24 protein-coding genes and 1 pseudogene are annotated in these 21,064 nt (G+C 71.8%); 14 read left to right on the top strand and 11 right to left on the bottom strand.

Translation table 11 applies throughout. The features are described 5' to 3' along the window. The first annotated feature begins 56 nt into the window (after window positions 1–56). Both ACZ470_RS15685 and ACZ470_RS15680 read left to right on the top strand, forming a co-directional pair. Window positions 57–1,724 (top strand): (2,3-dihydroxybenzoyl)adenylate synthase, encoded by a 1,668-nt coding sequence (locus tag ACZ470_RS15685; protein WP_468427443.1) that lies wholly within the window; start codon window positions 57–59, stop codon window positions 1,722–1,724. A gap of 20 nt (window positions 1,725–1,744) precedes the next feature. Next, a complete protein-coding gene (locus ACZ470_RS15680; protein WP_468427441.1) occupies window positions 1,745–1,942 on the top strand; it encodes a ferredoxin in 198 nt (65 codons plus the stop codon). 58 nt (window positions 1,943–2,000) lie between these two features. Here ACZ470_RS15680 and ACZ470_RS15675 read toward each other — a convergent pair whose 3' ends face one another. From ACZ470_RS15675 to ACZ470_RS15660, 4 genes are read right to left on the bottom strand one after another with little or no spacing between them, the layout of a single operon-like run. After that, window positions 2,001–3,449, bottom strand: a complete 1,449-nt coding sequence (locus ACZ470_RS15675; protein WP_468427440.1) for an ABC transporter ATP-binding protein — start codon at window positions 3,447–3,449, stop codon at window positions 2,001–2,003. After that, window positions 3,446–4,267, bottom strand: coding sequence for an ABC transporter permease (locus ACZ470_RS15670; RefSeq protein WP_468427439.1), 822 nt, complete (start codon window positions 4,265–4,267; stop codon window positions 3,446–3,448). The genes ACZ470_RS15675 and ACZ470_RS15670 overlap by 4 nt, the downstream gene beginning before the upstream one ends. Continuing rightward, on the bottom strand, window positions 4,264–5,238 hold the full coding sequence (locus tag ACZ470_RS15665) for an ABC transporter permease (RefSeq protein ID WP_468427437.1): 975 nt from the start codon (window positions 5,236–5,238) through the stop codon (window positions 4,264–4,266). Before ACZ470_RS15665 ends, ACZ470_RS15670 begins: the two co-directional genes overlap by 4 nt. Continuing rightward, complete coding sequence (locus ACZ470_RS15660; RefSeq protein WP_468427435.1) at window positions 5,235–6,740, bottom strand: ABC transporter substrate-binding protein; 1,506 nt, start codon at window positions 6,738–6,740, stop codon at window positions 5,235–5,237. Before ACZ470_RS15660 ends, ACZ470_RS15665 begins: the two co-directional genes overlap by 4 nt. Window positions 6,741–6,876: 136 nt before the next feature. Between ACZ470_RS15660 and ACZ470_RS15655 the strand changes: the two genes are divergently transcribed. The 5 genes and pseudogenes from ACZ470_RS15655 to ACZ470_RS15635 all read left to right on the top strand — a co-directional run bounded on the left by ACZ470_RS15655 (window position 6,877) and on the right by ACZ470_RS15635 (window position 10,387). Beyond that, on the top strand, window positions 6,877–7,722 hold the full coding sequence (locus ACZ470_RS15655) for a class I SAM-dependent methyltransferase (protein ID WP_468427434.1): 846 nt from the start codon (window positions 6,877–6,879) through the stop codon (window positions 7,720–7,722). A gap of 53 nt (window positions 7,723–7,775) precedes the next feature. Then, on the top strand, window positions 7,776–8,024 hold the full coding sequence (locus tag ACZ470_RS15650; RefSeq protein WP_468427433.1) for a chorismate mutase: 249 nt from the start codon (window positions 7,776–7,778) through the stop codon (window positions 8,022–8,024). 96 nt (window positions 8,025–8,120) lie between these two features. Continuing rightward, a complete protein-coding gene (gene rpmF, locus ACZ470_RS15645) occupies window positions 8,121–8,291 on the top strand; it encodes a 50S ribosomal protein L32 (protein ID WP_468427432.1) in 171 nt (56 codons plus the stop codon). A gap of 6 nt (window positions 8,292–8,297) precedes the next feature. Further along, a pseudogene (locus ACZ470_RS15640) lies at window positions 8,298–9,484 on the top strand (GTP-binding protein). A gap of 75 nt (window positions 9,485–9,559) precedes the next feature. Then, a complete protein-coding gene (locus tag ACZ470_RS15635) occupies window positions 9,560–10,387 on the top strand; it encodes a class I SAM-dependent methyltransferase (RefSeq protein WP_468427431.1) in 828 nt (275 codons plus the stop codon). Window positions 10,388–10,556: 169 nt separating this feature from the next. Here ACZ470_RS15635 and rpsN read toward each other — a convergent pair whose 3' ends face one another. Continuing rightward, on the bottom strand, window positions 10,557–10,862 hold the full coding sequence (gene rpsN, locus ACZ470_RS15630; RefSeq protein ID WP_468427430.1) for a 30S ribosomal protein S14: 306 nt from the start codon (window positions 10,860–10,862) through the stop codon (window positions 10,557–10,559). Further along, window positions 10,862–11,098 (bottom strand): 50S ribosomal protein L28, encoded by a 237-nt coding sequence (gene rpmB / locus ACZ470_RS15625; RefSeq protein ID WP_129802793.1) that lies wholly within the window; start codon window positions 11,096–11,098, stop codon window positions 10,862–10,864. The genes rpsN and rpmB overlap by 1 nt, the downstream gene beginning before the upstream one ends. A gap of 66 nt (window positions 11,099–11,164) precedes the next feature. On the opposite strand from rpmB, the gene rpmG reads away from it, so the two are divergent. The 4 genes from rpmG (at window position 11,165) to rpsR (ending at window position 13,095) form a co-directional block, all read left to right on the top strand. Continuing rightward, window positions 11,165–11,329, top strand: coding sequence for a 50S ribosomal protein L33 (rpmG, locus tag ACZ470_RS15620; RefSeq protein WP_129802794.1), 165 nt, complete (start codon window positions 11,165–11,167; stop codon window positions 11,327–11,329). A gap of 61 nt (window positions 11,330–11,390) precedes the next feature. Further along, window positions 11,391–11,645, top strand: coding sequence for a type B 50S ribosomal protein L31 (locus tag ACZ470_RS15615; protein WP_468427429.1), 255 nt, complete (start codon window positions 11,391–11,393; stop codon window positions 11,643–11,645). Then, window positions 11,645–12,799: a CobW family GTP-binding protein gene (locus ACZ470_RS15610; RefSeq protein ID WP_468427428.1), complete on the top strand. Its 1,155-nt coding sequence runs from the start codon at window positions 11,645–11,647 to the stop codon at window positions 12,797–12,799. The genes ACZ470_RS15615 and ACZ470_RS15610 overlap by 1 nt, the downstream gene beginning before the upstream one ends. A gap of 53 nt (window positions 12,800–12,852) precedes the next feature. Next, a complete protein-coding gene (gene rpsR / locus ACZ470_RS15605) occupies window positions 12,853–13,095 on the top strand; it encodes a 30S ribosomal protein S18 (RefSeq protein WP_468427427.1) in 243 nt (80 codons plus the stop codon). Between the two features lie 96 nt (window positions 13,096–13,191). On the opposite strand, the gene ACZ470_RS15600 is transcribed toward rpsR, so the two are convergent. Further along, complete coding sequence (locus tag ACZ470_RS15600; protein WP_468427426.1) at window positions 13,192–13,503, bottom strand: hypothetical protein; 312 nt, start codon at window positions 13,501–13,503, stop codon at window positions 13,192–13,194. Between the two features lie 230 nt (window positions 13,504–13,733). Here ACZ470_RS15600 and ACZ470_RS15595 point away from each other — a divergent pair, with 230 nt between their 5' ends. The 3 genes from ACZ470_RS15595 (at window position 13,734) to ACZ470_RS15585 (ending at window position 16,103) form a co-directional block, all read left to right on the top strand. Then, on the top strand, window positions 13,734–14,759 hold the full coding sequence (locus ACZ470_RS15595; RefSeq protein ID WP_468427425.1) for a permease: 1,026 nt from the start codon (window positions 13,734–13,736) through the stop codon (window positions 14,757–14,759). Then, a complete protein-coding gene (locus ACZ470_RS15590; protein WP_468427424.1) occupies window positions 14,756–15,502 on the top strand; it encodes a TIGR03943 family putative permease subunit in 747 nt (248 codons plus the stop codon). Before ACZ470_RS15595 ends, ACZ470_RS15590 begins: the two co-directional genes overlap by 4 nt. 70 nt (window positions 15,503–15,572) lie before the next feature. Further along, the gene (locus tag ACZ470_RS15585) at window positions 15,573–16,103 is read left to right on the top strand and encodes a GNAT family N-acetyltransferase (protein ID WP_468427423.1); all 531 of its coding nucleotides are present in this window, start codon (window positions 15,573–15,575) and stop codon (window positions 16,101–16,103) included. Between the two features lie 22 nt (window positions 16,104–16,125). Here the strand turns inward: ACZ470_RS15585 and ACZ470_RS15580 are convergent, their stop codons facing one another. The 4 genes from ACZ470_RS15580 to ACZ470_RS15565 form a co-directional block, all read right to left on the bottom strand. Then, a complete protein-coding gene (locus ACZ470_RS15580) occupies window positions 16,126–16,923 on the bottom strand; it encodes a class I SAM-dependent methyltransferase (RefSeq protein WP_468427422.1) in 798 nt (265 codons plus the stop codon). A gap of 80 nt (window positions 16,924–17,003) precedes the next feature. After that, window positions 17,004–18,227 carry an aminotransferase class V-fold PLP-dependent enzyme gene (locus tag ACZ470_RS15575; RefSeq protein WP_468427421.1) on the bottom strand — a complete coding sequence of 408 codons (1,224 nt, stop codon included), beginning with the start codon at window positions 18,225–18,227 and terminating at the stop codon, window positions 17,004–17,006. Beyond that, complete coding sequence (locus ACZ470_RS15570; RefSeq protein WP_468427420.1) at window positions 18,224–19,558, bottom strand: pyridoxal-phosphate dependent enzyme; 1,335 nt, start codon at window positions 19,556–19,558, stop codon at window positions 18,224–18,226. The genes ACZ470_RS15575 and ACZ470_RS15570 overlap by 4 nt, the downstream gene beginning before the upstream one ends. Then, entirely contained in the window at window positions 19,555–21,051 is a 1,497-nt protein-coding gene (locus ACZ470_RS15565) for a Y4yA family PLP-dependent enzyme (protein ID WP_468427419.1), read from the bottom strand. Before ACZ470_RS15565 ends, ACZ470_RS15570 begins: the two co-directional genes overlap by 4 nt. Between the last annotated feature and the right edge of the window lie 13 nt (window positions 21,052–21,064).

The following is a 21,064-nucleotide window of genomic DNA, read 5'->3' as shown; positions in this document are numbered from 1 at the left end:
GCCTAGACGCCTGTTGACGTTTGCACCAGTCGCAACTTCCGCACCATGGAGGACACATGGGCTCGACTTCGGTCCACGGAGCACCGTCCGGAACACCGGACTGGCCCGGCTGGCCGCCCGAGGCCGCACAGCGCTACCGCGATGCCGGCCACTGGCGGGACGAGGTCTTCGGCGACCTCCCGGCCCGGCAGGCGTCGACACGTCCGCATGCCGTGGCCCTCGTCGACGGCGACCGCCGCTGGACCTACTCGGCGCTCGCGGCCGACGTCGAGGTCCTGCACCGGTCCTTGCACCGTCTCGGACTGCGCCGGGGCGACCGGGTCGTCGTGCAGCTGCCCAACCGCGCGGAGTTCGTGCTGCTCTGGTTCGCCCTGCAACGGCTCGGCGCCGTGCCGGTCCATGCCATGCCCGGGCACCGTCGCCACGAGATCGCCCACCTCGCCCGGATCACCGAGGCGGTCGCCCATGTGATCCCCGACCGGCACGCCCGCTTCGACTACCGCCCGTTGGCCTCGGAGGTGGCCGCCGACCATCCGTCGCTGCGGCACACGATCGTCGTCGGTGACACGGCAGGCCACACCGGCTTCGTCCCCTACGAGACGCTGCTCGATCCGCGGGCTCCCGCCGTCACACCCCCGGAACCGCCCGTCGCCGCCGGGGACCTGGCCCTCCTCCTGCTGTCCGGGGGCACCACCGGCACACCCAAGCTCATCCCGCGGACGCATCAGGACTACGCCTACAACGCGCGGGCCGCGGCCGAGGTGTGCCGGCTCGACGCGGACTCGGTCTACCTCGCCGTCCTGCCGATCGCCTTCAACTTCACCATGAGCTGCCCCGGCATCCTGGGCACGCTCCAGGCCGGCGGGACCGTGGTGCTCTCCCCCAGTCCCAGCCCCGGCACCGCTCTCGAGCTGATCGAGCGGGAGAAGGTCACCATCACCGCCATCAACCCGCCCCTCGTGCCGTACTGGCTGCGCGAGTTCGAGGAAGGCCGTCGCGACCTGTCCGGCCTCGCCGTCCTCCAGGTCGGTGCCGCGCGCCTGGCCGACGACCTCGCGCGCCGCATCGGGCCCACGCTCGGATGCCGGCTCCAGCAGGTGTTCGGCATGGCGGAGGGCCTGCTCAACCTGACCGCCCTCGACGACCCGGACGAGATCGTCTGTTCCACCCAGGGCCGCCCGGTGTCACCGGCGGACGAGGTCCTCGTCGTCGGCCAGGACGGCACGGCCGTACCCGACGGACACGTCGGCGAGTTGCTGACGCGGGGCCCGTACACACTGCGCGGGTACTACCGCTCCCCCGAGCTGGCACGGACACATTTCACCGAGGACGGGTTCTACCGCACCGGCGATCTCGTCCGGCGGCTGCCCACCGGGCACCTCAGCGTGGTCGGCCGCGTCAAGGAGCAGATCAACCGAGGTGGCGAGAAGATCGACGCCACCGAGGTCGAGGAGCACCTGCTCGCCCACCCCGGCATCGACTCCGCGGCGCTCGTGGCCGCGCCCGACCCCGAACTCGGCGAACGTTCCGTGGCGTTCGTGGTGTGCGCGGGCCCGGCGCCCGGCCCCCGGGAGCTGGCGTCCTTCCTCCGCGCACGCGGTCTGGCGGCCTACAAGGCACCGGACCGGGTGAGGGCCATCGAGCGGATGCCCTTGACCCCCGTGGGGAAGACGGACAAGAACGCGCTGAGGGAGAGGGCACGACGCGAGGACGGGCAGGCTTGACGGGCGGGAGAGGAGACCTGATGCGCGTTTCCGCCGACCGCGATCTCTGCGTGGGTGCCGGGCAGTGCGTACTGTCCGCCGGGGGCGTGTTCGACCAGGACCTGGATGACGGGCTCGTCGTGCTCCGGACGGCCGATCCCTCACCGGCGGAGCTGGACGCTGTCCGCGACGCGGTGGACCGGTGTCCCGTAGGGGCCATCACACTGCGGGAGGGGTGACCCGTACGCCGGCTCCCGGTCGTCCGGTCCGGACCGGGAGCCGCTCCCCGCGTACGGCTCAGCCCCCGGACATGGGCGTGGCCGGAGGCCCCAGGGTGCCGTCCACCAACGCGAGGCAGCGGTCCGCCGTGGCGGCGACGGCCGCGCTGTGCGTGATGAGGAGCACGGCAAGACCCCGTTCCTTTCGCAGTGTCGCCAGCATGTCGAGCACCTCCCGCTCGGTGGCGCCGTCGAGGGACGCGGTCACCTCGTCGCACAGCAGCACGCGTGGCCCGGCGGCGACGGCTCGCGCGAGGTTCGCCCGCTGGCGTTCCCCTCCGCTCAGCTCGCCCGGGCGGCGGCCCGCCGCGCTGAGGGGCAGGGAGACCGCGCTGAGGAGCTCTACGACCGGAGGCGGGGTGAGACCACCGCGGGCGGCCGCGCGACGGGCTCTCTCCAGGGATTTCCCGACGGTCTCGCGTGGGTTGAGCGCGGCACGGCTGTCCTGGTCCACATGGGCCACCCAGAGCCGGTCGGCCGCCGGCCTGCGGGCGACGGGCCACGGCTGGTGCGTGCCGTTCAGCCAGAGACGGCCCCCGCCCGGTTCCAACGTGCCCGCCAACGCCCGCGCCAGCGTGGTCTTGCCTGCTCCGGAGGCGCCCATCACGGCCACGCACTCGCCGGCACCCAGGGTCAGGTTCACACCCCGCAGAACGTGTTCCCCGCCCGGACCTCCCCGCACGCCCTCAGCCCTCAGCACCCATGCCCTCTCCCGAACAGCACACGTCTCGGGTGCCTCTTCGACCGGTCGCCGAGGGACGCTCGGGACCACGGCGGCACCGCGGTCGGGGACATCGGCGTCGGTGAGCCGGCCGTCGTTCATGGCGATCCGGCGGTGGGTGAGACGGTCGACCACGTCCATGTCATGACTCACCACCAGCATGGCGGCATGGCCGACGGCTGTGCTCAGGAGGTGGATCAGGTCGTCCGTCGTGCCCGGGTCGAGGCCGCTCGTCGGCTCGTCCAGGACGATCAGCTCCGCGCCGGTGGCCAAAGCCGCGGCCAGGGCCACGCGTTGGGCCTGGCCCCCGGAGATCTGGTGGGGGAAGGCCCGCGCCAAGTCCGCGGGCAGCCCCATACGGTCGAGTGCCTCCTCGCGGAGGGACGCGAGCTCCGCGCGTGCCGCTCCGGACCGGCGGGCCGCACGGTCCAGCACCCATCCGACGCGATGCTCGGCGGGCAGCGCGCTGGCGCAGTCCTGCGGCAGGTACGCGGCCAGGCGGCCGCGCACCCGCCGGGCGCCGTCGGGTGCGAACGGGTCGTGGCCCGCGACCCGGACCGTGCCGCCGACGCGTGCCAGCCCCGGCCTCGTATGACCCAGCAGGGCGTGTGCCAGCGCCGTCTTGCCCGACCCGGACCGGCCGAACAAGCCGACCCGCTCCCCCGGCCGTATCGTCAGCGAGCAGTCGGCGAGCACCCTCCGCTCGGCGGCCGAGAGGGTCAGTCCCGCCACCTCCACCAGGCTCATGGCGCGGTCTTCCCTTCGTTTCGTGGCCGCCCGACGGGGGACGTGAGGCGGTCCGCGGCCAGGGTCGTCCCGAGTCCGAGAACGACCAGCAGCAGGGCCGGAGCCAGCACCGGCCACGGCTGTGCTCCCGCGCCCACCGCGTTCTCCCGGACCAGCCGGCCCCAGTTGGCGGCCGGCGCCGGCGCGCCGAGGCCCAGGAAGCCCGCTGTCGCGCAGAGCTGCGTGGCGGCGATGAAACGCAGGCCGGCCTCGGCCCACGCTTCGGGGGCGATGTTCGGGAGGATGTCGTGGCGGACGACCGCCCACCTGCTGTCCCCCCGTGCCAGCGCGGTGCGTACGTAGGCCAGCTCGGTCAGCCGGGCGGTGGCCGCGCCGATGACACGCACGGAGAACGGCAGGCTCACCAGGGTGACGGCCACAAGTACGGCGACGTCGCTGCCCGGACTGCCGGCCGCGATCAGCAGCGTGATCAGCAGCGGAGGCACGGCAGCCAGGCCGTCCACGACGCGCAGCACACCCTTGAGGCGGCCGCCCCGGGCCAGGCCCGCGAAGGTACCCACGGCCAGCCCGACGACACTGCCCAGCGCGGTCGCGGCCAGCGCCTGGAGGACGAGAGTCCGCCCGCCGTGCGCCGTACGGGCCAGCGCGTCGCGCCCCAGCACATCGGTGCCGAAGGGCCTCGACCAACTCGCGGGTTCGAACGGCATACCCACCCGTTCGGTCGGCGAGGGCAGGGGCAGCCACGGTCCGGCCAGTGCGGCCAGCACCGTCAGGAGCAGAGCCGCCGTCAGCAGCCTTCCGAGGATCGTGCGGGTCATGGCGCACCCCGTTCGCCCCGACGCCACGACGCGGGGCGGGAGCGGACATTCAGCAGTCCGGCCAGCAGATCGCCCACGAACAGGATCAGCAGCGCGGAGCCCGCCAGGGCCAGCCCCAGCCCCTGCACCATCGCGGCGTCCCGGTAGGTGACGGCGCGGGCCAACTCGCTTCCCACGCCCGGGTAGTTGAACAGTGTCTCGACGACCAGGCTGCCGCCGAGCAGCCCGGCCGCCATCACGGCCAGCCCCTGGATTCCGGGAGCGGCGGCCGCGGGCAGTACGTAGGACCATGCCAACCGCACGCCCGACTCCCCGTCCAGCCGGGCCTGTTCGATCGCGGGGCTCTCGGCGACGCCGACCACGGCGGCGCGGACCAGACGGGTCGCCACCCCGAGGCCGCCCAGAACCAGGCCGGCCACGGGGAGCACCAGCATGTCCGGACGCCGCCAGGGGGAATCCCCCGGCGGGAACATCGACACCGCCGGGAACAGCCCGCCCCGGTGGGCCAGCACCACGACCAGCCCGGTGGCCAGGAGGAACTCGGGCAGCGCGATCAGCGTCACCGTCATCGACGACAGCAGCCGGTCCCCGAGCCGGCCGGCCCGGAGACCGGCGACCAGACCGAACGCCGTGGCGAGCACGGCGATGCCGGCCACCGCGAGTCCGACCAGCACCACCGAGTTGCCGAACCGCGAGGCGAGCACCTCGGCCACCGGTCTGCCCGCGGCGGAGGAGCGGCCGAGGTCGCCGGTGAGCGCGTCGCCCAGCCACGTCACGTAGCGCGTCACGGCCGGCTCGTCGAGACCCAGCCGGGCCCGGATCTCCGCCCGTTCGCTCTCGGTGGCGTCCGCGCCGGCGACGACCCCTGCCGCGTCGCCGGGCAGCGCCTCGGTCGAGAAGAAGAGCACCGCCGACAGCAGCAGCATCGTCGCGACGGCCGTCGCGCCGCGGGCCAGAGCGAACCGGATCACGCGAGTGCGGCGGCCGACAGGTCGGGGAACTGAAGCGATCGGACACCGCTCACCTTGTCGGTGTGGGCGTCCACGGTGGGGACGAAGACCGGGATGATCTCGTTGCCCTTCTCCCACAGCAGGCCCTGCGCCTTGTGCGAGGCCGCCTCCCGGTCGCCCTCGGCCGGCGCGCTGCGAGCGGTGGCCACCAGTTTGTCGATGTCGGGGAAGGTTCCGGGGGTGTGATTGGCCTCGAAGGGTGCCGACGGGTTGTACCCGGCGGCGAACGGGAGGCGCTGGTAGGCCTCGTAGTCGGCGAAGAGCTGCCCGGCCGGCAGTTCCCGCAGTCTCGCCTTCACCCCGATGGCCCGGAGGTCCTCCACGATCAGCGTGGCCGTCTCGACCATGCCGGTCAGTTCGGGACCGGCGGTCAGCTCGATGGACATCCCCTCGTGACCGGCCTGGCGCAGCAGCGCCTTCGCCTGGTCGGGGTCGTGGGGCCGCTGCTCCAGGCCCTTGTCATAGCTGGGGAAGCCGAGCGCCGGGACGTCGTTGCCGATCTCGGCGCGGCCGAAGTACACCGTGTCCACGATGGCCTGGCGGTCGACCGCGAGGCGGAACGCCCTGCGTACGCGCTCGTCCTTGAACGGCCCGTGCGACAGGTTCATCTCGAACCGCAGGTTCGACACGTACGGAGGCTCACCGGCGCTCACGGTGAGGCCGCTGGACTTCGCCAGGTCCCGCGCGTTGAAGGGCGAGACCCCGCTGACGAAGTCGGCCTGTCCCTCCCGGAGAGCGTTCGCTCTCGCCTCGGCGTCGCCGATGGACAGGAGGTGGATCTCCTCCAGCCGCACCTCGTCGCCGAAGTAGTCGGCGTTGCGGCGCAGCACCGTCTGCTGCCCGGGCTCGAACGCCTCGATCACGAACGGCCCGCAGGACGGCGTCTTCGGGGTGAACTCGGTGGTGCCGTCCTTGATGACCAGCATGCTCTGGCACAGCAGCAGGCGTCCGTCCGCGATGGGCTGCGCGGTGGGCAGGCGGAGGGTGCGCCGGTCGAGCTTGCGGGCGGAGGCGAGGTCGAAGTTGCGGCCGACGAGGCGGGTGAACGGCAGGCCCTCCAACTCGTCGGGTGCGCGCAGCGAGTGGAGCAGGTCGGAGGCGGTCACCGGCGATCCGTCGGTGAAGGTGACGGAGTCACGCAGCCGCAGGGTGTACGAGGTGAGGTCGTCGCTGATCTCGATCGACTCCAGGATGCCGTAGCCGACGCCGTCCGGCTGCCCCGCGTCGATGGCCCCGAGCGGGGCGTGGACGAGCCGTGCCCGGACGAAGTCGAGGGCGGTCGGGCCGACGAAGTAGTTCAGCGTCTCGCTCGACCCACCTCCGGCGAAGGCCGCGCGCAACGTCGCGCCCGCGTCGTCGCCACCACCGTCCGAGGAGGAGGAGCAGGCGGTCAGCAACCCGGAGATGCCTGCGGCGGTCAGGGCACCGAACCCGAGGAAGGCGCGACGAGGGAGATTGCTCACTTTATGTCCTTGCTTGCGGAGAGCTTGCGGAGAGAGAGGCAGGGTGCCGGGCACAGGCTTCGCGCCCATCATATGGAAACAATTATCATTCTCAATAAGGTTTACATGAAAATGATTTTCATGTAAACTGCCGGCCATGGCGAATGTCGACGAGGCCGGACTGATCACGTACCTGAGGACCAACCGGGCGTTCATGGCGCCGGTCGTCGAACAGGCCGTCGGCCTGCTCGACCTGAAAGGCCGTCACCGCGTCCTCGATGTCGGCACGGGCGCGGGCGGCGGCCTGGTCGCCCTCGCGCGTGCCGCCGGTGAACAGGCCCGGGTCCTGGGCGTGGACCGCAACGAGAGCGCGCTCGCGCTGGCCCTCCGGCACGCGGAGGAGGAGGGCGTCCTCGGCCAGGTGCGCACCGAGGCCGCGGACCTGCTCCAGGTCGCCGAGAGGGCCTCCGGACGGGACCGTTACGACGCGATCTGGGCGAGCGACGTCATCTGGCCGGGAAACGTCGAGGATCCCGCGGCGGCGGTCGCGCGGCTGGCCGGAGCCCTGGCACCGGACGGCGTGCTCGCGCTCTTCACGAGCAACTACTACAGCTCGACCTTCCTCCCCGGTCACGCCGTCCTGGAACGGCAGCTCTTCACCGCTTCGGAGCTGGACTGGGGAATCCCCGCCGACGGCCCGGAGCACTACGCGCGGCACGTGCACTGGATGACCGCGGCCGGCCTGCGTCAGGTACGGCTCCACGTCCTGCCCCGGATCGGCTTTCCGGCGGACGCGGACCCCACGGTCCGCCCCTATCTGGAGAAGGCCGTGTGGCCCCAACTGCTGGCGGGCGCCCGGGCGCGAGGAAGGGAGGCGGGGATGACGGAGGAGGACATCGCACGGGCCGAGGCCCTGCTGACCCCCGGACGTCCCGAGTACGTGGTCGACGAGCCGGGCTACTACCTGATCCACCCCACATTGCTGGTGACCGGACGCCGCTGATCCCCCCGGCACGGCGGCCACCTCATCGACCTCGCACGGGAAGGCACTTCCGCATGCCCAGGGCCACGGACGCCCTCCCCGAAGGCCCGCACACGCATATCGCGGAGCTGGACGCGGCCATCATCGAGCTGGTCCGCCGGCGTACCGAGATCTGCACCCGGCTGGCCACTCAGCGCCGGGCCGCCGGAAGGCCGACGATCGAACTCGCCCGCGAGAACGACGTCCTGCGGAGGTACGGCGAGGCACTCGGGCGCCCCGGCATCTCCCTGGCAATGCTCCTGACGGAGCTGGGACGACGGTGACCCCCGCCCACGAGCCGGCCCGCCCCCTCACGTCGTAATGACATCCATTTTCATGTAGTCTCTGTCCCGCTCACCCCGTTCACACCGGAGGTCCTCATGGCCGTACCCAAACGCAAGATGTCGCGCAGCAACACCCGGCACCGTCGCGCGCAGTGGAAGGCGGTGACGCCCCAACTGGTGACGGTCACGGTCGACGGGGTTCCGTACCGCGTCCCTCAGCGGCTGGCCAAGGCGTACGAGCGCGGCCTGCTCCGCCCCGAGGACTGACACCGCATGACCCAAATCCCCTCGCGGCGCCTGCCCGTCACCGTTCTGTCGGGGTTCCTCGGCGCCGGCAAGACCACCCTGCTCAACCATGTCCTCGGAAACCGCGAGGGCTTGCGCGTCGCCGTCATCGTCAACGACATGAGCGAGGTCAACATCGACGCCGCCCTGGTGCGCGGCGGCGAGGCGGCCCTGTCACGCACCGAGGAGCGCCTGGTCGAGATGACCAACGGATGCATCTGCTGCACCCTGCGCGACGACCTGCTCGAAGAGGTGGACAGGTTGGCGCGCGAGGGGCGCTTCGACTACCTCCTCATCGAGTCCTCCGGCATCTCGGAGCCCATGCCGGTGGCCGCCACCTTCGCCTTCGCCCGCGACGACGGCGCCACCCTCGACGAACTGGCCCGGCTGGACACCATGGTCACGGTCGTGGACGCCGCCAACTTCCTGCCCGAGCTGGCCGGAGGCGACGAACTGACCGCACGGGGCCTGGACCAGTACGAGGACGACGAACGCACGGTCAGCGACCTGCTGATGGACCAGATCGAGTTCGCCGACGTCATCGTCCTCAACAAGCTCGATCTCGTCGACGCCGCGTCCGCCGACCGGCTGCGCGCCGCCCTGGCGCGGCTCAACCCCGCCGCCCGCGTGGTGCCGGCCGTGCGGGGCCGCGTACCGGTCGGCGAGGTCCTGGGCACCGGCCGCTTCGATCCGGAGCGTGCGCAGCAGGCTCCGGGCTGGGTCAGGGAGCTCAACGGCGACCATGTTCCCGAGACGGAGGAGTACGGCATCTCCTCGACCGTCTTCCGCTCCGGAACGCCCTTCCACCCAGGGCGGCTGTGGTCCTTCGTGACCGAGTCGCTCGACAGCGGCGGCTACGGACAGGTGCTCAGGTCCAAGGGCTTCTCACGCTGGCCAGCCGGTCCCACGTGACGGGACTGTGGTCCCAGGCCGGCTCGGTGGCGCGCTTCGAGCCCTCCTCCGCGCGTGACGCCGAGAGCACCTTCGCCCAGGAACTCGTGTTCATCGGCACCCAGTTGAACCCCGAGGCCCTGCGGGCGGCCCTGACCGACTGTCTCATGAGGGAGGACGAGCGGCACCCCGGTTCCGACCCCTTCCCCGCCTGGGACACCTACGGCTTCGACGAGGTCTGCGCGCACGAGCACGAGCCCCTCACCGCAGTGACGGGGCACTGAGGCTCCGGGCCGGACGGTGGTCGCAGCCACGGCACCGTCCGGCCCGGTACACGATCCGTGTCAGGGAGGACACTCATGGACAGGGAAAAGCCGCAGCTGGGGACGGTTCAGGAGACGCTCCTCATTCCGCTGTACGCACGCGCGGTGGAGAACCGCAAGGAGTTTCCCCTGCTGCGTGACGCCCGGGCCGAGGAGATCGTCGCCGCGATCGAGTACGACTTCGCGCGCTTCGACGGTCTTCCCAGCCTCACCGGCGTGATGCTGCGGACCGTGCTCTTCGACCGGTGGGTGACGGACTTCCTGGCCGCGCATCCCGACGGGACCGTGGTAGAGATCGGCACCGGGCTGAACACACGCCACGAACGCCTCGACAACGGGCGGGCCAGGTGGTTCGACCTCGACCTGCCCGACGTGATCGATCTGCGCAGGACCTTCTTCGCGGACACTCCCCGGCGGACGATGATCGCGGCCTCGGTGACGGACGAGGCATGGGCCGACGAGGTGGCCTCCGGGACCGACGGGCCGTACCTGTTCGTGGCGGAGGCCGTGCTGCCCTACCTGCACGAGCCCGATGTCCGCCGGGTCGTCGATCTCCTCTCCGACCGATTCCAGGGTGCGCTGCTGGCGCTCGACACCGCCGGTACCGGCTTCTTCGACACCCAGGAACAGCACGACGCCCTCAGCAAGGTCGCGGCCCGTATGCACTGGTACTGCCCCGACCCGGCCGGACTGGCCGCCTGGCGGCCGGGCGTGCAGGTGCTGGCGTCGCACACGCTCACCAGCCTCCCCGGCCCCCTTGTCGACGAACTACCCGTCTCCTACCAGGAGATGCTGTCGGTGCTCGCCGCCCAGCGGCTCCCCCAGGCCGAGGGCTACCGGCTCAACCTCGTGCGCCTGCCCTGACGCCACGACAGGTGACGAGCCCGTGTACGCGCGCCCTGGTTCCGCCGCCCCGAGCGTCGGACCGGGGCGTGTTTCGCGTTGTTGGGGGCGGCGGGAGTCTGACGGAGCTCCCGGCTGTGACTCCGCGGAGTCACAGCCGGGAGCTCCGTCCACCGCGAGAACGCCGGGACTACCAGGACGACTTGGTGACCCCGGGAAGGAAGCCGGCGTGGGCCTGCTCCCGCACGCGGACACGGGACAGGCCGAACTTCCGCAGGTGGCCCCGCGGTCGCCCGTCCACGCTGTCCCGGTTGCGGATCCGGGTCGCGCTGGCGTTACGCGGCTGTCGCCGGAGCTCCTCCAGTGCCGCCCGGCGTTCGGCGTCGGTGGAGGACGGCCGACGGATGATCTCCTTCAGCTCCGCCCGCCGGGCCGCGTACCGCTCGACGACCGCCTTGCGCTTCTCGTTCTGCGCGATCTTGCTCTTCTTGGCCATCAGACCTTCACTCCCCGGGCGCGGATGCGGGCCACGGCGGCCTCGATGCCGATGCTGTCGACGGTCTTGATCGCCTTGGCGCTGAGCGTCAGCCGGACGTACCGGCCCTCACTCGGCAGCCAGTAGCGCTTGCGCTGGATGTTGGGGTCGAAGCGGCGCGAAGTACGCCGGTGCGAGTGGGAGATGGTGTTGCCGAAGCCCGGCTGAGCACCGGTCAGTTGGCAGTGGGCGGACAAGGTCTACCTGCCTCTCGTCGGACGATGGTTTTTGGTAATGGAAACCATTTCCAATATAGTACCCCCATGGCTCGCAACGAGGTACGCCCGATCATCAAGCTCCGCTCCACCGCCGGAACCGGCTACACGTACGTCACCCGCAAGAACCGCCGCAACGACCCCGATCGCATGGTCCTGCGCAAGTACGACCCGATCGCCCGACGCCACGTCGACTTCCGCGAGGAACGCTGACCCGCCGGACCGAGCCCTCCCGCCACCGGCCCGCACCGACCCGAAGGAAAGGAACCTCTCCATGAAGCCTGGAATCCACCCCGCGTACGGTCCCGTCGTGTTCCGCGACCGTGCCGCCAACTACGCGTTCCTCACGCGCTCCACCATGACCAGCGACAAGACGATCGAGTGGGAGGACGGCAACACCTACCCGGTGGTCGACGTCGAGATCTCCAACGTGAGCCACCCCTTCTACACGGGGACCGCCCGCGTACTCGACACCGCCGGACGGGTGGAGCGGTTCGAGCGCCGCTACGGCCGACGCGGGGGGAACTGATGGGGGCCGAGGCCCGGCTGCCGGTGGTGATCGTCGGCGGGCTGCACGCCGACGCCCGCCGAAAGGTCGTGGACCGCCTGCTGCGCGACGTCCCCGGCAGCGTCGCCCTCCACCACGACCTCTCCACGGCGGCCGAGGGCACCGTCCTGCGCCAGGTACGCGACGCCTCGGGCGCGCTGTCCCGCGGCGACGCCCCTCTGGTCAACGAATGCGCGTGCTGCACGCTGCGCGACGACCTGGTCCCCGAGCTGGAGCGGCTGGCCGACGCCGGCCTGACCCGGCTCGCCGTCGTCGAACTGTGGGACTCCGTCGAGCCCAGGTCCATGGCCGAAGTCGTCGTCGCCCACGGGGCCGACCGGGTTCGTCTCACCAACGTGATCACGGCCGTCGACCCCGCGCTCGTGCTCCCCTGCCTGGGCAACGGCGACGACCTCGCCGAAGCGGGCCTCGCGGTCGGTACGGGCGACCAGCGCACCGTCGGCGACACCTGGGCCCGGCAGTTGGAGTACGCCGCCGTGGTCGCCCTCGTGGAGAGCGAGGAAGCCGACGAGGAGGACCACGCGCTCCTGAGCCAGCTCCACCCCACCGCCCGGCGGGTGGACGCCGAGTCCGCGGAACTCGCCCGGCTGGCCTTCGCCGGCTTCGACGTGGAAGCGGCCGGCGCCGCCCAGCACCCGGCGTGCGCCCTGCTCCCCCAGGAGGCGGACGAGGCAGGAGTCGCCACCCTCGTCTGGCGCCGCCGTCGCCCCTTCCACCCGGAACGCCTCTACCAGGCGCTCGAGGAGCTCTGCTGCGCCGCGGCGCGGAGCCGCGGGCGGTTCTGGCTCGCCGACCGCCCCGACACCCTGCTCTCCTGGGACGCCGCCGGCGGGGCCCTGTGCGTGGAGAACGCCGGCCCCTGGCTGGCTTCGCTGCCCGACGCCGCCTGGGACCTGGTCCCGCCCGTGCGCCGGGCCGCGGCCGCGCTGGACTGGCACCCGGAGCACGGCGACCGCGGCCAGCACCTCGTCTTCACCTCGCCCGGACTCGACCGCGACGGGCTCGCACGACTCCTCGAGTCCTGTCTGCTCACCGACGCCGAGTACGCCGCGGGACCCGAGGCGTGGAAGAACCTGCCGGCCGCGTTCGACCCCCTTCTCGACCCGGTCCCCTAGTCCTCGCCCGCGGCATTCAGCTCCGTCCGCAACCCACCGAAGAAGGAGTACACATGGCCCGACGCCAAGACCCCCGCAAGCCGCAGAAGTCCCGCCCCAACCCGCTGGACGCGGCCGGGATCACCTACATCGACTACAAGGACACCGATCTGCTGCGGAAGTTCATTTCCGATCGCGGCAAGATCCGCAGCCGCCGGGTCACCCGGGTCACGGCCCAGCAGCAGCGGCAACTCGCCGCGGCGATCAAGAACGCCCGCGAAATGGCACTGCTCCCGTACACGAGCCGGCAGGGCTGAACCCAGCGGCGGCACCGGCGAAATTGACAGCGCACATGAGAATGCACCCCCGCGCGGGGGTGCATTTCCCATTTCCCGATTCGACGTGAGGAACGCTCAATGGTCGTCCCAGTGGCCGTCGTGAGCCGCGTGCCGGTGACCGTCGTGCACGTAGTCCATGTGGTCGCCGTGCGGCACCGCCACATGCCCGCAGCCCTCGCCGTGCGTATGGGAGTGACTGGAGTGTTCGCGATGTTCGCCGGCCTCGCACTCGTCCGTGTGCCCCTGGTGGTCGCGGTGCAGGTGACCGTCGTGCACGTAGTCCACATGGTCACCGTGAGGTACTGCCACGTGCCCGCAGCCCTCGCCGTGCGCGTGGTCGTGTCCGGGGTGCGGCTGGTGTTCCAGGGCTGTCGCCACGCCGATCATCTCCGTGAATTCGTGCCGCCGCGCAGTACGCGCGGCGCGTCCGGATCTATTTACCCCCCGTGTGCGCAACATTGCCACACGAGACACGCGTCGGCGAAGAATTCCCAACTCCTTGAAATCGACAACGATTTTCAGGGTGAATTCAAGAATTACCACCACCGGATTCCGCGGCGACAGGTGTCAACGGGTGTGCGGCGCGTTGGTATTGTCGTACGGTGATGCCGGGTGGGGTGGGTGACGAGAATCACGTGTCGGAGCGGGGCGGGATCGCCGATGCCGTGCGCCTCGTCGTGCGCGCGGTCGTGTACGTCGCCCTCGGCGGGTTCGCGCTCGTCACCGTCGTCACGGTCGCCAGTGTCCTCGGACCGGCGCTCGCGCTCGACCTCTACACTCCGCCCGTCGCCGCCTGGTGGACCGTGTTCACCGCCGTCGTCGTCCAGGGCGTCCCGTTCCTCCTGCTCGGCGCGCTGGTGTCGGCGGCCATCGGCGCCTTCGTGCCCGAGCGGGTCTTCACCCGGCTGCTGCCGCGCAGCCCGGCTCTCGCCGTACCCGTCGCGGGCGCGGCCGGCGTGGTGCTTCCCGGGTGCGAGTGCGCGTCCGTACCGGTGGCCGGCAGTCTGATCCGGCGGGGTGTCGCCCCGGCCGCCGCGCTGGCGTTCCTGCTCTCCGCCCCCGCGATCAACCCCGTCGTCCTCGTCGCCACGTCCCTCGCGTTCCCCGGCCAACCCCTGATGGTGGTGGCCCGGTTCGTCGCCTCGCTCGCCACCGCCGTGGCCATGGGCTGGCTGTGGGCACGCTTCGGCCGGAAGGAGTGGCTGCGGCTGCCGGGAAAGCCGTCGGCCGGATCCGGCGCTTCCCGCGCGGGTGCCTTCGTGGCGGGGCTCCAGCACGACTTCCTGCACGCCGGGGGATTCCTGGTGCTGGGTTCCGCCGCGGCGGCGACCTTCAACATCGCGGTGCCGCGGTCGCTGCTGGACGTCTTCACGGCGTCCGCCTGGGTGTCGGTGCTCCTGCTGGCCCTCCTCGCCGTCGTGCTGTGCGTGTGCAGCGAGGCGGACGCGTTCGTGGCGGCGTCGCTGAGCGGATTCGGGCCGGTCGCGCAGCTGGCGTTCATGGTGGTCGGCCCGATGGTCGACCTCAAGCTGTTCGCGCTTCAGGCCGGCACGTTCGGACGGCCGTTCGCGATCCGGTTCTCGTCCGTCACCTGGGCGGTCGCCGTGGTGAGCAGTGTGCTCGTGGGGTGGTGTGTGCTGTGAGCCGGTACGGTCCGGCCGTGCTGTTGCTGCTGGTCGGCGCCGCGGTGCTGCGGATCTCCCTGTTCGGCGACCTGTATCTCCGGTACGTGCAGGTCGGCCTGCGGCCGTACCTCATCGCGTCCGGGGCGCTGCTCGCGCTGCTCGGTCTGGTGCGGGCGGCGCTGACGGCACGGGACGGCACGGCGGCCACGGACCGGGCAGCGCGCCCGGCCGACGGCGCGCACGGCCACTCCCCTTCCCACGCGGGCGGCGGCCCCCGCGTCGCCTGGCTGCTCGCGCTGCCCGCCGCCGCGCTGCTCCTCTTCCCGCCGCCCGCGCTCGGTTCCTACAGCGCCGAGCGCGACGAGGCCCGGCGCGCGGCGGAGAACGTCGGCACCTTTCCCGCGCTGCCCGCCGGGGACCCGGTGGACCTGAGCGTGACTCAGTTCGGTTCCCGTGCCGTCTACGACAGCGGCTACTCGCTGAGGGGCCGCACGGTCCGGCTGACCGGCTTCGTCACCCACGGGGACGGCGGCGCCTGGTACGTGACCCGGCTCCGGGTCGCGTGCTGCGCGGCCGACGCCACGACGGTCAAGGCGGAGATCCGCGGCGCGGACGCGCCGGAGACCGACACATGGGTGACGGTGACGGGCACCTGGCACCCCGAGGGCGGACTGGGAACACCCGAGGCCTGGCCGCCGGTGCTGGACGCCGCGAACGTCGAACGGATCGCGGAGCCGTCGGATCCGTACGAGAAACGCTGACCCCCGTCGCCGCGCGCGTGGGGCTGGCAAGCTGCTGGGTGTGACAGCGCATGAGACGGTGCGGACTCCCGTGACCGCACAGATCAGCCGGGCCGAGGACGCCACCGCGGCCGTCCGGCGAGAACTCACCGCGTGCTGGACGGCGGTCATCAACGCCGGGGGAGCCGTCGTGCCCATGGACTGCCCGCTCCCGCCGGTGACCGAGGCCGCGCTCCGGCCGGCGGTGGAGAGGATCACGCGTGAACTCTCCCCGGACCGGAGCAGACTGCTGCTGGCGACCGTGGACGGCGCGCTCGCGGGCTGGATGCTGCTGCGCCGCGAGCAGCACCCTCTCGTGGCGCACTGCGGCATCGTGAACCACGTCCAGACGCATGTCCGCTTCCGGGGCCTGGGCGTCGGCGCCGCGCTGATGCGGCGGGCGAGAGGCGTCGCGCGCGACGAGATGGGCTTGGAGCGGCTGCAACTCACCGTGCGGTCCGGTCTGGGCCTCGAGGACTTCTACCGCAAGGCGGGCTGGACCGAGGTCGGCCGGTGGCCGGGCGCGCTCCGTGTGGCGCCCGGTGACGACCGGGACGAGATCCTGATGAGTCTGGCCCTCTGAAGGGGTTCCCTCCCCCGCGGACTCAGGTCGCGGCGGTGGCACGGACTCCGCGCGGGTCGCCCATGACCGCGACCAGTACGGCGCTGTCGCCGAACTGCCAGACCGGCGTGACATGGGCGAAGCCGGCCCGGCGCAGCAGTTCGGCGTGGCGGCTCACCGTCACCTGCTCGTCGCCCCCGCTCCCGCCGGCCGCCTGGCGCCGGCTGCGTTCGTCGAGCAGGTCGGCCAGTTCGGGGTCCTGGGCCGCGGCGTCCCACCAGGACCGCCAGTCCTCCTGCTCGCGGCCGCCCGTGCGCTCCGCCCTGCGTCGGCCCACATGGGCGGTGAGGTCCGCGCACGGTGCCGCGCCCGGCGGGAAGTGGTCTCCGTTGACGAGGACGCCGCCGGGGCGGAGCAGGGACGCGAGGGAACGGTACGTGCGCAGCAGCGCCGGCTCGGGCAGGTAGTGCAGCGCGGTCGTCGAGAGGGCGGCGTCCAGGGGACGTCGCAGTCCGAGTGCCTGGGTCCAGCCCTCCTCACCGATGACGGTGTCGACGTAGCGGGCGGCGTCGGCGTGGTGGGTGCGCCCCAGTTCCAGCAGTAGGGGGTCCATGTCGGCGGCGACGATCTCCGCGTGCGGGAAACGGGCGGCGAGCCTGGCGGCCAGGGAACCGGGACCGCACCCGAGGTCGAGCAGGTGGGGGTGGGCGCGGCCGGCGGTGATGTGCTCGACGACGTCCGCGATCACGGTGAACCGCTCCTCGCGGTCCACCGCGTACCGCTCCTGCTGCCTTTCCCAGCGCTCCACCCATGCCCTGGCCGTCCCCATGCTCACGCCCATCGCTCGCGCCACCTCATCCGTCTCTCGTCCATCCGTGGGCACAGACGAATCTACAGGTGGAAACGGTTATCAGTTGCCATTCACGTCAACGACGCGAGGACGGTCAGCAGGCGGTCGATCTCCTCGGCCGTGTTGTAGGCGTGCAGACTCACCCGTACGGAGCCGTCCCGCTCGTCGGTGCCGGCCTGGCAGAGGCTGTCGGCGCGCACCATGAAACCGTGGCTGAAGAGGATGAACCCGAGGTCGTCGGACGGGATGTCGCGGTGGCGGAAGGTGACGATGCCGTGGCGGCGCTGGTCCGCGGGCAGTGCGGAGTCGGCGGCCAGGCTCGCCGGGCAGCCGAGGACCTCGTACGGGCCGAGGTGTCTCAGCCGGTCCGTCAGCCGGGTGGTGAGCGTGGTCGTCCAGCGCGCGATCCGCTCGACCCCGGCCGCGTCGAGCCAGTCGAGCGCGGCCCGCAGCGACACGATGCCCACCGTGTTGGGCGTGCCCTGCCAGCCGCCCGGCCGGAACACGGGCCCCCGCGCGTTGCGCGCCCACACCGCGCCCGATCCGGGCAGGGCCATCGCCTTGTGCCCGGAGAAGACCACGAAGTCCACGTCCAGCGACGGATCGTCGAGGTGGACGGGCAGATGACCGACGCTCTGCGCCGCGTCCAGGCAGATCGGCACGTCCGGGCCGACCGCTTCGCGGATGCGGTGCACGTTCATGTCGCCGCCGTAGACGTGGTGGACGTGGGTGGCGGCCACGAAGCGGGTCCGGGGGCCGACGGCGTCGGTGAGGGCCCGGTGGTCGTAGTCACCGGAGACCTCCTGGTACGGCAACGCCCGTACGCGGACGTCGACATGGCGCTCGGCCAGCAGCCGCCGGACCTCGAGCCAGGGGTCCAGATTGGCCCGGTGGTCGGCGTACGGCACGAGGATCTCGTCGCCGTCGGTGAGGTGCGGGAGCAGCCAGTCGCGGGCGACGGTGCGCAGGCCCTCGGTGGTGCCGCTGGTGAAGTGGACGCCGGAGCGGCCCGGTTCGGGGTCGTGGAGGAAATCCTTGACCCGCTCCCGGGTCGATTCCACCAGTTCCGTGGTCCGGTTGGCCCAGGGGTAGGTGCCGCGGCCCGCGTTGGCGTTCGAGGTCGTGAGGTAGGTCTGGACGGCCTCCAGTACGGCGCGGGGCTTCTGCGACGTCGCCGCGCTGTCGAGGTACGCCAGCTCCGGATGGCCGGCGACGATGGGGAACTGTTCCCTCAACTCCCGCTGCCACAGCGTGTCCTCGGACTCCACCTCGGGAAGCGGGTGCCCGGCGCTCACTCGCGCACCAGCGGTGCGCCCGCGTCCCGCCAGGCGACGATCCCACCGTCCAGGCTGCGGACGTCCGGGTGGCCCATCCGGGTCAGCGCGGCGGCGTAGCGCAGTGACTTCTCGCCGACGGGACAGGCGAGCAGCACGGGTGTGCGTTTGCTGAAGGGGAGTCCGCCGCGGAGCAGTTCCTCGAAGAGCTCGTCGACGATGTTGACCGAGCCCTCGATGTGCAGGGCGGCGTAGGCGTGCGGACTGCGCAGATCGACGACGAGCGGCCGGGGGTCACCCTCGACGGTCCAGCGTCGGGCGTCGTCGACTGCGATGACGCGGGCCTCCGCATGAGCCTCGGCGTCGGTGACGGCCGTCGCGGAGCGCCCCCGCTCCGTGCGGCCCAGAAGCTCCGGGCGTCGCTGACGCACATAGCTGAGATAGCTCTCGGCCCGGTCGCACACGATGAAGACCGCCGTCCGCCGCTCCCCCGTCCCGTCCAGCTCGGCGTCGGCCTCGCGCAGATGCCGCACCGCTCCCTGGTAGGCGGCGCCTCCGGTCGGTCCGGACAGCAGTCCGCAGCGGCGGACGAGGGTGATCATCCCGTCGATGGCCTCGTCGGAGGTCACCGACTCGATGGTGTCGTACGTCGCAGGGTCGAACAGGCCGACCTGGTGGACCTCGTCGATGGTGCGGATGCCGGGTATGAAGTCCGACTTGTGGGCGACCAGGCCGAGGACCCTCACGTGCGGGTCGTGCTCGCGCAGGGCCCTGGCGACACCGGTCGACGAACCCGCCGTGCCGACGCAGGCGATGAACCAGTCCGGCACCCGGCCGTCCAGGTCCTTCACTATCTCGGGACCGGTGCCCGCCGCGTGCGCCTCGACATTGCGCGGGTTGAAGTACTGGTCGGTGTGCAGATAGGTGCTCCCCGGGTCGGAGAGCGCCCGGTGGAAGTGCGTCAGCGGGTCGTCCGTGTCGGTCGGGTCGAGGCACTCGCTGCGCCCGGGAAGCTCCTCGATCTCGGCGCCGAGGAGCAGGAGGAGTTCCTTGATCTCGGGTACGCGCATGCGGTTGGTGACGCTCTTGAACCTCAGTCCGTGCATACCGGCCAGCAGGGCCAGGGCCTTGGCCGTGTTGCCGCTGGAGAGTTCGACGACCGTCCCTTCGCCGTCGGCGGCCTCCAGATGGGGCCGGGCCATGTGCCAGGCGGGCCGGTCCTTGACGGACCCGAACGGGTTGAGCATCTCCAGCTTCGCGTAGAGGTCGATGTGGCGCAGCCCGTGCACGGCCGGGTCGATGCGCACCAGAGGTGTGTTGCCGATGGCGTCCGTGATGCTGTCGTACCTCATCCGGGTGTTTCCCCCAAAGGTGTGATCGGCCAGTAGTCCTCGTCCAGGCACCAGCGCCAGGAGTCGCCCTCGGGCTCCACCGCGACCGTCCGCGCGATGGGCTGCCGTTGCGCGTGGTGGGCGTGGAAGTCCATGGCGTATCCGGCGGTGTTGGCGAAGGCCAGCAGATCCCCCGCGCGTGGCAGCCGGGGCAGGAAGACCAGGCGGCGGGTGAGGAGGTCGCCCTCCAGGCACAGGTTGCCGGTGAGGTGGACGCCGACGGGTGCGCCCTCGCCCGCCGCCGCTTCGCCTCGCGGCAGCAGCACGGGGTCCACGAGGACCCCGTGCTCCTCGAAGCTCATGTCGCCCGCGTTCATGCCGAGGCGCACGAGGTGGTGGCCGGTGTCCGAGTCCGCGGGCCGGACCTCCAGCACGCGCGCCAGCGACAGCCCGCACTGGTCGACCAGGGAGCGGCCCGGTTCGATGTACAGGTCGTGGAGGTGGTCCAGGAGCAGGGTGGCCGACGGCCGGCCCAGCGCCGGTGCGGGCAGGGAGAGCAGTTCGTCGAGGTAGCCGGGGCCGGCGCCGGGCCGGTGCGCAGGGTACAGCGCGGCCGAACCGCGCACCGTGCCGCCCTCGTTGCGCAGCCCGTAGCCGTGGCCGCGCCAGGTCAGCGGCGGGCGCACACCGAGCACCGCCTCGCTCAGCGCGGTGGTCCACCGCTCCCACTCCTCCGCCTCGGCGACGTACCCGACGCCGAACCCGCCCCCGATGTCGACGGCGCGCGGCGCGAGTCCCCGTGCCCGGCACTCGTCCATGAACAGCACGCACTGCTCCAGCGCCCGTGCCTTCTCCTCCACGCCGGTGGTGTCCAGGTGGTAGGCGGCGCCGGTGAACTCCACGGCGTCCGCGTGGCGTTCGAGCGCCGACAGTAGCTCCTCGGTGTCCCGCACCGGGGTGCCGAAGCGGCTGCGCCGGGAGAGCAGCCGCGTGCCCGCTCCCCCGTTGCCGGCGGCGGACTCGAACCCGGACAGGCGCACCAGTACGGCGACCCGGGCGAGCCCGTGCCTGCGCACCAGGGCGGAGAGCCGTTCCAGCTCTCCGGGCGAGTCCAGGTTCACCGTCGCTCCCACGCGCGCCGCCAGCCACAGGAACGTGTCGTCCTTGGGGCCGGTGGCCATGATGCGGTCCCCGGTGAATCCGCAGCCCAGTACGTGCCTCAGCTCCTCCGGGGAGGCGACGTCGACGCCGACGGCGGCCGGGTCCTCGGCCGCGAGCCTGCGCACCAGGGCGCTGGACCGGTTCGTCTTGTGCGCGAAGTACACGCGCCCGGTCAGACGGTGGCGCCGGTAGACAGCACGGAAGCGGGCGGCGTTCTCGGCGACGACCTCGGGGAGCAGCACGTTGAGCGGTGACCCCAACGCGTCGACGAGCGAGTGCAGGAAGGACCGGTCCGTCAGCAGTGAGGCGAGCGGTGGATCCACCCTCGGCCTCAGGTACAAGGGCGCATCCACGTGAGATCCCTCC

The organism is Streptomyces sp. NPDC031111 (assembly GCF_055570675.1).
The sequence above is the reverse complement of the archived record's forward strand: the minus strand, read 5'-3'. Positions and strand labels throughout refer to the sequence as shown.